Source organism: Frankia sp. AgKG'84/4 (genome assembly GCF_023242965.2).
In the GTDB taxonomy this organism is placed as follows: Bacteria; Actinomycetota; Actinomycetes; order Frankiales; family Frankiaceae; genus Frankia.
Window position 1 is genome coordinate 1 of sequence record NZ_JALKFU020000121.1, and the last position, 11518, is coordinate 11518.

General features: G+C 72.0%; 14 protein-coding genes and 1 pseudogene. 9 read left to right on the forward strand and 6 right to left on the reverse strand.

Translation table 11 applies throughout. From position 1 onward, the window contains the following. Positions 1 to 3: 3 nt before the first annotated feature. Together biuH and MXD58_RS10485 are read right to left on the reverse strand one after the other, a co-directional pair. A complete protein-coding gene (gene biuH / locus MXD58_RS10480) occupies positions 4 to 885 on the reverse strand; it encodes a biuret amidohydrolase (RefSeq protein WP_250609261.1) in 882 nt (293 codons plus the stop codon). Between the two features lie 102 nt (positions 886 to 987). Further along, positions 988 to 1710, reverse strand: a complete 723-nt coding sequence (locus MXD58_RS10485) for a GntR family transcriptional regulator (protein ID WP_248836441.1) — start codon at positions 1708 to 1710, stop codon at positions 988 to 990. Positions 1711 to 2080: 370 nt separating this feature from the next. Between MXD58_RS10485 and MXD58_RS10490 the strand changes: the two genes are divergently transcribed. Continuing rightward, positions 2081 to 2800 (forward strand): alpha/beta fold hydrolase, encoded by a 720-nt coding sequence (locus MXD58_RS10490; RefSeq protein WP_248836442.1) that lies wholly within the window; start codon positions 2081 to 2083, stop codon positions 2798 to 2800. Between the two features lie 244 nt (positions 2801 to 3044). Here MXD58_RS10490 and MXD58_RS10495 read toward each other — a convergent pair whose 3' ends face one another. After that, positions 3045 to 3188, reverse strand: coding sequence for a hypothetical protein (locus MXD58_RS10495; protein WP_248836443.1), 144 nt, complete (start codon positions 3186 to 3188; stop codon positions 3045 to 3047). Between the two features lie 286 nt (positions 3189 to 3474). Next, on the reverse strand, positions 3475 to 3762 hold the full coding sequence (locus MXD58_RS10500; RefSeq protein ID WP_248836444.1) for a hypothetical protein: 288 nt from the start codon (positions 3760 to 3762) through the stop codon (positions 3475 to 3477). 78 nt (positions 3763 to 3840) lie between these two features. On the opposite strand from MXD58_RS10500, the gene MXD58_RS10505 reads away from it, so the two are divergent. Continuing rightward, positions 3841 to 4071 (forward strand): hypothetical protein, encoded by a 231-nt coding sequence (locus tag MXD58_RS10505; RefSeq protein WP_173402713.1) that lies wholly within the window; start codon positions 3841 to 3843, stop codon positions 4069 to 4071. Positions 4072 to 4549: 478 nt separating this feature from the next. After that, positions 4550 to 4789: a hypothetical protein gene (locus tag MXD58_RS10510; protein WP_248836445.1), complete on the forward strand. Its 240-nt coding sequence runs from the start codon at positions 4550 to 4552 to the stop codon at positions 4787 to 4789. A 62-nt stretch (positions 4790 to 4851) separates the two neighbouring features. Here the strand turns inward: MXD58_RS10510 and MXD58_RS30245 are convergent. Together MXD58_RS30245 and MXD58_RS10520 are read right to left on the reverse strand one after the other, a co-directional pair. Continuing rightward, positions 4852 to 5040 (reverse strand): annotated as a pseudogene (locus MXD58_RS30245) (FmdB family zinc ribbon protein); the annotation flags it as partial. Beyond that, the gene (locus MXD58_RS10520) at positions 5025 to 5624 is read right to left on the reverse strand and encodes a 5-formyltetrahydrofolate cyclo-ligase (protein WP_250609262.1); all 600 of its coding nucleotides are present in this window, start codon (positions 5622 to 5624) and stop codon (positions 5025 to 5027) included. The pseudogene MXD58_RS30245 and the gene MXD58_RS10520, both read right to left, overlap by 16 nt. Before the next feature lie 499 nt (positions 5625 to 6123). Between MXD58_RS10520 and galU the strand changes: the two genes are divergently transcribed. The 6 genes from galU to MXD58_RS10550 all read left to right on the forward strand — a co-directional run. Next, positions 6124 to 7053 carry a UTP--glucose-1-phosphate uridylyltransferase GalU gene (gene galU / locus MXD58_RS10525; RefSeq protein WP_248836447.1) on the forward strand — a complete coding sequence of 310 codons (930 nt, stop codon included), beginning with the start codon at positions 6124 to 6126 and terminating at the stop codon, positions 7051 to 7053. 274 nt (positions 7054 to 7327) lie between these two features. Next, positions 7328 to 8695: a molybdotransferase-like divisome protein Glp gene (glp, locus tag MXD58_RS10530; RefSeq protein ID WP_248836448.1), complete on the forward strand. Its 1368-nt coding sequence runs from the start codon at positions 7328 to 7330 to the stop codon at positions 8693 to 8695. Continuing rightward, positions 8695 to 9225: a cyclic pyranopterin monophosphate synthase MoaC gene (moaC, locus tag MXD58_RS10535; protein WP_248836449.1), complete on the forward strand. Its 531-nt coding sequence runs from the start codon at positions 8695 to 8697 to the stop codon at positions 9223 to 9225. Before glp ends, moaC begins: the two co-directional genes overlap by 1 nt. Further along, positions 9222 to 9758, forward strand: coding sequence for a MogA/MoaB family molybdenum cofactor biosynthesis protein (locus MXD58_RS10540; protein WP_248836450.1), 537 nt, complete (start codon positions 9222 to 9224; stop codon positions 9756 to 9758). The genes moaC and MXD58_RS10540 overlap by 4 nt, the downstream gene beginning before the upstream one ends. A 10-nt stretch (positions 9759 to 9768) precedes the next feature. Next, positions 9769 to 10398 (forward strand): GNAT family N-acetyltransferase, encoded by a 630-nt coding sequence (locus MXD58_RS10545; protein WP_248836653.1) that lies wholly within the window; start codon positions 9769 to 9771, stop codon positions 10396 to 10398. An 823-nt stretch (positions 10399 to 11221) separates the two neighbouring features. Next, positions 11222 to 11518 (forward strand): SepX/GlpR family protein (locus MXD58_RS10550; RefSeq protein WP_250609263.1); only part of this gene is annotated, 297 nt, incomplete at its 3' end.

An 11518-nucleotide genomic window follows, 5' to 3' on the forward strand; every position in this document is an offset into this window, starting at 1 on the left:
TTTTTATAAGAGTCTGGGGGGGAGGCGGGTGGAGCCCAAGCCGGGGGGGGCCGCTCGGGGGGCGGCGGCGGCGGTGACCGCCGACCGCACGGCCTCGGAGGACGCGACCGCGCCGAAGACGCCACCCTGCATCTTGACCATGTGCAGGGCGGCCGCGTGGTTGGCCGGATCCGTCGCGCCGGTGCAGTCCGAGAGCAGCAGGCACTCGTATCCGCGGTCGTTGGCGTCACGCATCGTCGTGTGCACGCAGACGTCGGTCGTGATGCCGGTCAGAATGATGTGCGTGATCCCGTGGCGGCGCAGGACGAGGTCGAGGTCGGTCGCGTAGAAGGAGCCCTTGCCGGGCTTGTCGATGATGATCTCGCCAGGCAGCGGCGCGACCTCGGGCACGATCTCCCAGCCGGCCTCGCCGCGGGTGAGAATCCGCCCGCGCGGACCGCGGTCGCCGATGCCGGCGCCGATCCGCTTCGAGCGCCACAGCTTGTTCGGCGGGCAGTCGGACAGGTCCGGCCGGTGGCCCTCGCGGGTGTGGACGACGAGGAAGCCGAGCGGGCGCAGCAGGTCCAGCAGCGCCGCCGTAGGCGCGAGGCCCGCGCGGGTCAGCGAGAGGTCGTAGCCCATCGCGTCCACGTAGCCGCCGGGGCCGCAGAAGTCGACCTGCCAGTCTATGTTGATCACGGCGGTCGTGGCGGGGCTGAACGAACCGTCGTACGGCCAGGCGTACGGTTCGGCGCTGACCGGGCCGATCCGCAGGCCGCTGGCCGCGCTCAGCCGAGCAGCGTTCGGTGGGGGAGGCCCCGCGCTGACGGCCGGGCGTCCGGGAGCGGCCGGCACAGTGGTGGACTCCGCGTCACCATTGGTGACGGCGGACGTGGTGATGGTCATGGTGGCTCCTCTCGGGCGAGCCGGCAGGTCGGCTGTGAACCGGCGGACGGCAACGGTGATCGTTACAGTGGGTGGTCGGCGTGCGGAGATCGTGTCGGGCGGTCAGCCCCTGCCGGCCGGAGTGTTGTGGCGGTGGAGCACCATCTGGGTGATCGCCCGGGCCGCGCGCTTCTCGACGACGTCCATGGACTCGCCGACGTGTCGGCGCAGGGCGACAACGCTGCCCTCGAGATCGCCCGAGAGCACCCTCTCGACGATGTCGAGATGTTGGTCGATGGTCAGGTGAACACGGTCGGCCGTCACGAAGTCGTACATGCGGACAGGCCGGATCCGGGCATTGATCGAATCCAGCATGTTCGCCAGCTCGGCATTCCCGGACGCCCGGGACAGGGCGATGTGGAATCCCTCGTCCAGGCCGACGAAGGCGGGATCGGGGGCGGGCGGATCGTCGCGCAGCCCCCGCCAGGTGTCCCGCAGTGGTTCGAGCAGTGCCGGGTCGTGGGCCGCACCCGACTCCACCGCGCGCTCCAGGCCGCGCAGTTCGAGCGTGACCCGGATCTCGTAGAGGTCGCGCAGCCCGCTCAGGTCGGGCTCGGCCGGGTAGTAACCGCCGTCCGGGCGCTTCTGCACCAGGCCGTCGCTGGCGAGCCTGGTCAGGGCTTCGCGGATCGGGGTGCGGGAGACGCCGAGAAGGGCCGCGAGGCGTTCCTCGGCGAGCCGGTCGCGGAAGGAGAACTCCCCGGACATGAGTCGTCGACGCAGGGCGACATAGGCCTGGTCGCGAAGATTCCCGGCGGTGGGCCGGGAGGACGGGGACGGAGTCATGCAGCCGAGCATCCGGCATCGGGCCGGGTAGCGCGGCACCCGCCTCGGCCGGGCCAGTCGAGCCTGGCCGGAAGAGGTCTTCCCTCCGGTCCGTGGAGGCGGCCGTGACAGGCTTTCCTTCCGTATTGCATACTGACCTGTATACAGGATCGTGTACATGGTTGGGACGTTAAGGATTCACATGTTTCCAATCAATGCATCGACTGTTACGTTCGGCTGTCGGCGATTGCGAGCCTGTTAACGGTGCGGACCGTTGTCGCCGTCGGATCCGCACACCGGCCGTGGCTGGCCCGGTGCGGCCGGGTCGGCGGCGGGCCGGACGTCACCGAACCTCGGAATGATCGCCGAACCTCGGAAGGGAGGGGCCGCAGTGGCACAGCTCAGCTCGGCCGGGCACACGGAAGGCCACGCGAGGGTCGGCACGGAGGGTGACGTCGGGGCGGAGCTGCCCGACTCCGCCGGGATGGCACCACCCGTCGTCCTGGTGCATGGCACCGCGACGACCGGTGCGGTGTGGCGTCTGGTGCGCCGGGAGCTGGGCGGCCGCCGGGTGCACACGCCGGACCGGCCGTCGAGCGGGAGTCTCCCGACCGAGCTGGCGGCGCTGCGGCCGCTGCTCGACGGCGCGGTGTACGGCGGGGTCAGCGGCGGGGCCACGCTGGGCCTGTCCCTGCTCGCCGCGGGTGTTCCGCTGGCGGGGGCCGTGCTGCATGAACCGGCGGTGGGATCGCTGCTGCCCGGCCTGCTGGCGCCGGTGGCGCAGGCCTACGCCGGCGGCGGGGTGGTCGCGCTCGCCCGGGTCCTCTACGGCCCCGCGTGGACGCCGGCGGACGCACCGGCCGACCCGGCGGCGGTCGAGCGTGACCTGTCGATGTTCCTCGAGTTCGAACCGGGGCCGCTGCCCGCACGGACGGCGCCGACGATCGTCACGGTCGGCGCGAACTCGCCGCCGGTGCGCCATCGCGCCGCAGCCCTGCTGCGGGAACGACTCGGCCTGACCGTACGGGTCCTGCCGGACTGCGGGCACGCGGCCCATCTTGAGGCGCCAGCCGCTTTCGCCCGGGTACTCGCCGACGTGCACGGACGCTGACGGCGCGCCGAACCGGCGGAATCCCCGGCGGAATGCGGCCGCGGCGACGGATTTCCGGGTACTGGTCCAGGGCGCTCGGGGAAAACGGACCGGCTTCCGGCCAATTCGCGCCGAGACATCTTGATTGGCACAGTTGTCGGCCATGGGGGCTTACCGGGCGCGCCGGCGCATTACGCCGGAAAGGGTGGGCGCCGGACTTTCCGGGCCGGCGGCCACCCCCACCGGCGATCGGTGACGACGCTGGTCAGCGCTCCACGTGGTGCGGTGGCAGATCCGCGAGGAGCCGCTCGATGTCCGGATCCTCGTCCTCGGACAAAGACTCGTCGCCCCATCCGATCTCCCGTTCGCCGTCGAACCAGTCGTCCTCACTCGGCTCGGTGACGCCCATGGTCTTCCCCCTTGTACGGCGTGCTTGTACGGCGTGCTTGTACGGCGTGCTTGTGCGGCGTGTCTGTCCGGCTTGTACGGCGGGCCTGTCCGGCGTGATTGTGCCTTGTGCGCGGGGCATGTGCGGCGCGGCTCGCTCGTGGCCGGGTGTCCCGTCGGAACGGCCGGCCGGTGTGCCCGTCACGGATTCCGAGGTGTTGTCGAGGCGGGCCGCCGCCGACCGGCCACCCGCGCCATCGTGGCGGCCCGGGTGGGCGGCGGTCAGCCGCCGGCCAGTCCGCCGACGGTCAATCTACGCCGCGCGGTGGCGGCGGCATGGCCAGCGCGTGGCCAATCATCTCGACGACGAGGCGCAAGGCGGCCCTGCTGCCCGCGAGAAAGGCGTCTGCCTCTCGTTGCGACCAGGCACTGGCCACCACGCCGGGCTCCGGGGCCTGGGCGGCCAGGGCCGCCCGGAGCGCCGCTCGGTAGCGGGCGACGGTGATCGGTGGATCCCCGATCGGATCCTCGTCGTATGCCTCGTCGCGGTCTAACAGCGCCCCGACCTCATCGGCGCGGCGCGGGGTGTGGGGCATGGTTTCCTCCTCCGCATAATTTGCTGTCGAGCAAATTAGACCCTAGCGAGGTTCTTGGGGAAGAGCAAAGTGGTTACGATGTTCCGCGTGGACGACGGTGAGCAGTTGGTCGGCATCGGGGACATCGCGTTCCAACTCAAGATCACTCGCCAGGCGGTGGACTACTGGACACGCAAGGACTCCCGGTTTCCGGCACCCTTGCAGGTCATCAACGCGCCGACGGGTAGTGGGGCCAAAGGGACCCGAGTTTGGCGCAAGCGAGAGGTAGACGCCTGGATCGTGGAGCACTATCGGCGGCGCAAACAGTAGACCGCCTGGTCGGGCTGCCGGGTCGGCGCACGATCCGGTCTGGTCCGATCGGGATCGGTGTCCGGTGTGGTCCCGCGGCTCGTTGGCGCAGGCGAGCGGGTCGCGCCTGAAATGCGGTACGACAGAGAGCACTGTTTGCTCTCAAGCGCATTTCGGTGAACTGGGCCAATAGGTCGTTTGCTTCGAGTGGAGTAGGCGGCATGGCGGAGCGGTGGCGATGTCACATGCTCCGCGCTGGCCCCGACGGCGGTCGGCCGCGCGCGCTGGGCCGGATTCTTGGCGGGTCGCGGTCCGGTGTGCGCCGGGCGCCCGCGGGCGGACCACGCGGCACCGGCACGCCCGGCCGGTTCGGGTGCCTGGGGATGCCCGCGCCTGGTCAGACGCACCGAAGGCGTCCGGGCGCGGACGCCCGGACGCCTTCGGTGGTCGGCGAGGCTCGCGGGACCGTGGCTGACAGCGGCCGTGGCTGACAGTGGCCGTGGGTCAGCCGGTGGGTCAGGCCGCCGCGGTGCTGGAGGCCGTACTCGTGCTCGTGCTCGCGGAGGACGAGGCAGGCGTCCCGCTGCCCGCCGCCGCGCCGGACGAGGAGTCCGACGAGGAGTCTCCGCTGGTCGACGTCGAACTGGTGCTGCTGGAACTCGCGGCGTCGCCGGCGGTGTCCTTCGGACGTTGCTGGGTGGCACCCCCCGAGGAGCCCGACCGGCTGTCGTTCTTGTAGAAGCCGCTGCCCTTGAAGACCACGCCCACCGAACCGAACACTTTCCGAAGTCGGCCGGCGCAGGTCGGGCACTCCGTCAGTGAGGCGTCGCTGAAGCTCTGGACGACTTCGAGATCGCGCCCGCAGTCGTTGCAGCGGTACTGGTAGGTAGGCACGTACTCCTCCCGGCGTTGGCACTCGGTAGTGGCGACTGCCAACTTTAGCTCGTGAGCGGGCCCGGATGTTCCCGGGTCCGTCAGACGGTTTCGCACCGTAGAGTACGACTCGGTGTGACGATGATGTCGACGCTGCGGTCATGCGGCTCTGACGGCACCAGATCCAGCAGTTCCTGGTCGTAGATGACGGCGATCACCGTGGCGCCGACGGCCCGCGCCAGCGCCCGGTCGTAGGAGCCGCCACCGCGGCCGAGCCGGCGCCCCGCACGGTCGACGGCCAGGGCGGGGACGATCACCGCGCCGGCTTCGGCCAGGTCGCCGGCCGGCGCCGCCGCCGGGGGTTCCCGCGTGCCGAGCGCACCCGGTACGAGCGTGCCGACATGCGCGCGGAAGTCCAGATCAAGATCGCATCGCAGGGTCGGCAGGAGCACCCGGGTGCCATGCGCCACCAGCCGGGCGAGCAGATCACCAAGATCCGGCTCCTCGGGCAGTCCGACATAGGCGGCCACGCACTGGGCGCCGGCCACCTCGGGCAGCCGCAGGATCCGGGTGGCCAGGGTGGCGGAGCCCGGCCGCGGCCAGGAAGTGCGCCGCGACGCCCCGAGGGCGCGGCGCTGAGCCAGCAGCCGGGCGCGCAGCCGGCGCTTGACGGCACTGACGGGCACCACCTCGAGAGGCATCGTCTCCGCCGGCGCTGTCTCGGCCGGCTCCGTCTCGGCGGGCACCGCCTCGAGGGGTGCCGTCCCGGCGGCCTGGTGTGGCCCGTCCGCGTCGGGTTCGGCTTCGCCGGTGCCCTCCGTAGCGGGCGCGCCCGGGGGGCGCGGGTCGGGCGCCGTGGGGCCGGCGGCGGAGGACCGCTGATCATCTGGTGAAAGGTGGTGTCCCACCATGCGCGCGGCCTCCCGCTGATCGGCGCCGCAGGGGCGTTGCTGCGGTCGCTGACCCTGGATGATGCACCGTGAACCCCGCCGGGGCGACGGTGTCGCGTGGCGAGGGCCACCCGTGCCCGGGTCCAGCCGGGCAGGGCCTTGCCTGAGCCCGCTTTTCGGGCGCCACCGAAGCCGTCCGGGGACGAAACGTCATCGCCTCGTCCGGTTCCGGAGCGCTGTGAGCTGTGTGTTGTCCCTGAAGGCGGCCGCGGTGATGCTTCTGCCGCGCCGGTCCCGCTAAGGTCTGTCCATGCCAGTGACGAAGGCGGTAATTCCGGCCGCGGGTCTGGGTACGCGCTTCCTGCCGGCCACGAAGGCAGTGCCCAAGGAGATGCTGCCGGTGGTCGACAGGCCGGCAATCGAATATGTCGTCGAGGAGGCTTCGCGGGTCGGGCTGCGCGACGTCCTCCTTGTCACCAGTCGTAACAAAAAGGCCATCGAGGATCATTTCGACCGAGAAGGTGAGATCGAGGCGGCTCTCGAGCGCAAGGGCGACGAGTCTCGTCTGGCCAGGGTGCGCGCGTCGTCCTCGCTCGCCGAGGTGCATTCCGTTCGTCAGTCCTCACCGCGTGGGCTGGGTCACGCTATTCTGTGCGCCGCGGCGCACGTCGGCGACGAACCGTTCGCGGTCCTGCTTGGTGATGACCTCATCGACGAACGTGATCCCCTGCTGGCGGAGATGCTGACCGTCCAGTCGCGTTTCGGGGGCAGCGTCATCGCGCTGATGGAGGTCCCGCGCGAGCAGGTGTCGCTGTACGGCGTGGCCACGGTGGAGCCGGTGGCCAGCGGGCCCGATGACCGTTATCCGATCGTGAAGATCCGGGACCTGGTGGAGAAGCCACCGATCGCCGAGGCGCCGAGCAACCTGGCGATCATCGGCCGGTACGTCCTGGCGCCCGAGGTGTTCGAGGTGCTGCGCCAGACGCCGCCCGGCCGCGGCGGGGAGATCCAGATCACCGACGCGCTGCGGACCCTGGCGCTGCGGGCGGCGGAGGATCCGGAGGCTGGCCCCGTGCATGGCGTCGTCTTCACGGGCCGCCGTTATGACACCGGTGACCGGGTGGACTACCTGAAGGCCGTCATCCGGCTTGCCTGTGAACGGGCGGATCTGGGTCCAGAACTCTATCCGTGGATCGAGGAGTACGTCGCGGCGGGTGGACCGAAGGAAGGTCTGTCCTGATTGCGGTATTTCATCCACTTGTCATCTACCGGACAAGCCTGGTTGCATTCCTCTAACCTCAACGGCCCCATCGCGGGTCGGTAACGCTTCCGGAACCGGCCGGCGGGCGGCCCCGTGCGGTCCGCCGTCGGCCGACGGTCCGGCTCGGTCGCGCCACTGCGCGTGACCGGAGGGTGTCGAGGTGACGCCCGGGCTCCGACGGCCGTAGCCCGGGTGACGGCGGCTCGCGCAGCGCGAGCCGCCGTCTACGGGCACGGAACGGGGACCTGCGCCGATGACGACGGTGGACGAGCACCTGGAGCGGATCCTCTCGGCGGTCCCGCCGGGTCGTCCCCGGCGAGCCGACCTGCACCAGGCCCACGGTTGCGTGCTCGCGGCCGCCGTCCGGGCGACCGTGGCGCTGCCCAGCTTCGACAACTCCGCCATGGACGGCTATGCCGTGCGCGCCGCCGACGTCGCCGGCGCCACCGAGCAGGAACCCGTCATCCTCCCGGTCAAGGCCGACATCCCCGCCGGGCCCGGCACCCCGGCCCCGCTGGCGCCGGGCACCGCGGCCCGGATCATGACCGGCGCGCCCCTGCCGCGCGGTGCGGACGCGGTCGTCCAGCAGGAATGGACCGACGGCGGGCAGGCGTCGGTCGCCGTGCACCGACCGGTCGACCGCGGCCAGTACGTCCGCCGGACCGGGGAGGACGTCACTCCCGGCTCGTTGATCCTGCCCGCCGGGACGATCATTGGCGCGGCCCAGATCGGCCTGCTCGCCGCCGCGAACGTGGCACGCCCGCCCGTGCACCCGCGGCCCCGGGTCGCGGTGCTCTCGACCGGCAGCGAGCTCGTCGAGGTCGGTTCGCGCCTCGGTGACGGGCAGATCGTCGACTCCAACAGCCACGCCATCGCCGCCGCCGCCCGGGAGGCCGGCGCCGTCGTCGACCGGCTGACCGGCGTACCGGACGACGCCGACGCCTTCACCAAGGCCTTCTACGCCCTGCTGCCCGACTACGACGCGGTGGTGACCACCGGCGGGGTCAGTGTCGGCGCGTACGACGTCGTCAAGGAAGTGCTGACCGGTGCGGGCAGCATCCAGTTCGACCAGGTCGCGATGCAGCCCGGCAAACCGCAGGGCTTCGGCGTGGTCGGCGGCGTCCCCGTCTTCACCCTGCCGGGCAACCCGGTCAGCGCGCTGATCTCCTTCGACCTGTTCGTCCGGCCGGCGCTGCAACGCATGCGCGGGCTGCCGGCGACCGGCCTGCCACGGGCCGAGGTGACCCTCGACGCGCCGATCCGCTCGCTGGCGGGTCGGCGCGGCTTCGTGCGGGTCACCCTGCACGACCTCGATCCCGACGGGCGCCCCGGCCCGGACACGGTCGCCCGCCCGGCCGGCCGGCAGGGATCCCATCAGCTGTCCTCCCTCGCCAGCGCGCAGGCGCTGGTGATCGTTCCGGAGGAGGTGACGGAGGCACCGGCAGGCTCGCGACTCGTGGCGTTGTTGCTCGGCGACGGGACAGGGTCCATCCTCTCCGGAATGGGATGGGCGGATTCCGACTCGACGGACACGAACGGTTCCCGCGCGCGGGGATCCGAGCCGGCCGCGCCGGCGTCGGCCCCCGCGCCGCGTGGGCCCGGCCCGGAGCCCACCAGCTGATGACGCGGCCCAGCCTCACCCACCTCGACGAGCACGGCGCGGCCCGGATGGTCGATGTCTCCGCGAAGGACGTGACCAGCCGGACGGCCACCGCCACCGGGCTGCTGCGGGTCACCCCGGAGGTCGTGCGCCTGCTGCGCGGCGTCGGCGTGCCGAAGGGCGACGCCCTCGGGACCGCCCGGATCGCCGGGATCATGGGCGCGAAGCGCACCCCCGACCTCATCCCGCTGTGCCATCCCATCGCGATCTCCGGGGTGACGGTGGAGCTCACCGTCCGCGACGACGGCGTGGAGATCACCGCCACGGTGCGGACCGCGGACCGGACCGGCGTCGAGATGGAGGCGCTGACAGCGGTGACCGTGGCCGCCCTGACCCTGCATGACATGGTCAAGGCGGTCGATCCCGGCGCCGAGCTGACCGGTGTGCGGCTGCTGGCGAAGACCGGCGGCCGGCGCGGGGACTGGCGGGCCGAGCCGTCCCGGGAACCGGCGGGTGAGCCCGCCCCTGGCGCGGGGAGCGAATCCCGGTGAGCGCCGCGGCCAGGCCGCCGGCCGGCTCCCGGGCCCGGGTGGTCACGGTGTCGGACCGGGCCTACCGAGGAGTCTATCCGGACCGGTCCGGGCCGCTGCTCGCCAGCGGGCTCGCCGAACTCGGGTTCGCCGTCGAGCCGCCGCGGGTCGTGCCGGACGAGCGGGAACGGATCGAGGGCGCCCTGCGCGAGGCGGTCGCCGCCGGCATCGAGCTGGTCGTCACCACCGGTGGCACCGGCCTGGGGCCGCGTGACGTGACGCCCGAGGCGACCGACGCCGTGCTCGAACGACCCATCCCGGGCCTGGCCGAGGCGCTGCGGGCCGCGGGCCGCGACGCCGTGCCGACGGCTGTGCTCTCCCGTGGCCTCGCCGGCACGGCCGCATCCACCCTGGTGGTGAACCTGCCGGGCTCCACCGGTGGGGTCCGCGACGGGCTCGGCGTGCTCGCCGGGGTCCTTGCGCACGCTGTCGCCCAGCTGCGGGGGGCCGACGACCACGGGCCTGGGCCCGGACCGGCCGAGGTCGGAGGTTAACGCGGCCATGGTGCGGGCCCCCGGGTGGCCGGCGGTCCTGTCCGAGGGGCCCGTGCTGGTGCGGCCGCTGCGGCTGCGGGACGCCTCGGCCTGGGTCGAGGTGCGCCTGCGTAACGCCGACTGGTTGGCGCCCTGGGAGGCGACGCCGCCCGGCCTCGTGATGGTCCGGGAGACCTGGGCCCAGCGGCAGACCGTCGGCATCTACCGGCAGATGTGGCACCGCCTTCGCCAGCAGGCCCGAATCGGGGTCGCATTGCCGTTCGCGGTCGCCTTCCACGGCCGGCTCGTCGGCCAGGTGACCGTTTCGCCCATTGCCCGCGGCGCCTTCAACAGTGCCCAGGTCGGCTACTGGGTGGACCGTGAGTTTGCCGGCCGGGCCATCACCCCGACCGCGCTCGCGCTGGTCGTCGACCACTGTTTCGGCCCGGTGGGGCTGCATCGCGTCGAGGCGAATGTGCGCCCGGAGAACGCGGCCAGCCAGCGCGTGCTCGCCAAGCTCGGCTTCCGCGAGGAGGGGCTGCACCGGCGCTATCTCGCCATCGACGGCCACTACCGCGACCACCTCTCCTTCGCCCTCACGACGGAGGACGTTCCGACGGGTCTGGTGTATCGCCTGCGGGAGAACACGCGGCGCGGCTGAGCACCCGCGGGAGACCCCGCCCGGCGAGTCCGTGGCCCGGTGGTCGGCGTTTCGGTGGGGTCGGCGTTTCGGTGGGGTCGGCGTTGCAGTGAGGTCGGCGTTGCAGTGGGGTCGGCGTTGCAGTGGGGTCGGCGTTGCAGTGGGGTCGGCGTTTCGATGGGGTCGGCGTTTCGGTGGGTCGGCGTTTCGGTGGGTCGGCGTTTCGACGGGGCGGGCCCCGTGGGTTGGCACCTGGGCGGAACCGAAACGGTGACCCCGGCCGCCCTGAGCTCCGTCGCGGCGGCCCGACCTCGGGCGTTCCTGGCGCCAGCCGGGGGTCCACGGGTGGGTGGCGCCCAGGTGGGGGTGATGAGTTCCACGTCGTGCGCATCGGGGCTGTCGTCATGCGGACGCCGGGGTCCACGGTCACCCCCTGTTGTTCCCGTACTCACGGCGAAGCTCATTCCAGCGCGGAGCTGGTCCCCCGTGCTTTACCCGAGTGCCGCCGTATGTTGTCCCATGATCTTCCCTGGTGCCTGAAGTTGGTTGGACGACGGCGGGACGATCAGCGCCCACCTCATTGCGGATGCGACACGCGGGGTTCGGGTCGGTGACCACGTGGATTTCGCTCACTAGCGTCATCCTCGAAATCGCAATCCGCTGGTGTCGAGAAGAGGCTCCTCATGGTCTGCACCGCCGCCCCCGCCGCGCCTGTCGCGTCCGGCGCGCGCGGTGCGCGCCCGGTATTCGATGCGGTACGTCCGGTGTTCGGTCGACACGCGGTCTCGAATCCGCCCGCGTCGCCCCACACCGCGTGCGTTGCCCGTCGAGGAGTGATGTTCCGATGAGCGCGCTGATCTGGGTGGCGATCGTCGCGGTCTGGGGATTCGTACTGATCCCCATGTGGCTGCGCCGCCACGACACATCCTCCGAGCAGCGTGCCACGGAGCGGTTCACGGTGGCGATGCGGGTGCTTTCCCGCCGCCCCCCGGTCCACGACGAGGCAGTCATCGACCGGCCGGTCGACGAGCACGAAAGTCTCGACGGGGTGGGAAGGACCGCCATGTCGCACGCGGAGTCGATGGATCCGCCGGGTCCGCCCGACCGGGAGGGGGCCCGCCCGGTGGCCGCGACCGGGCCG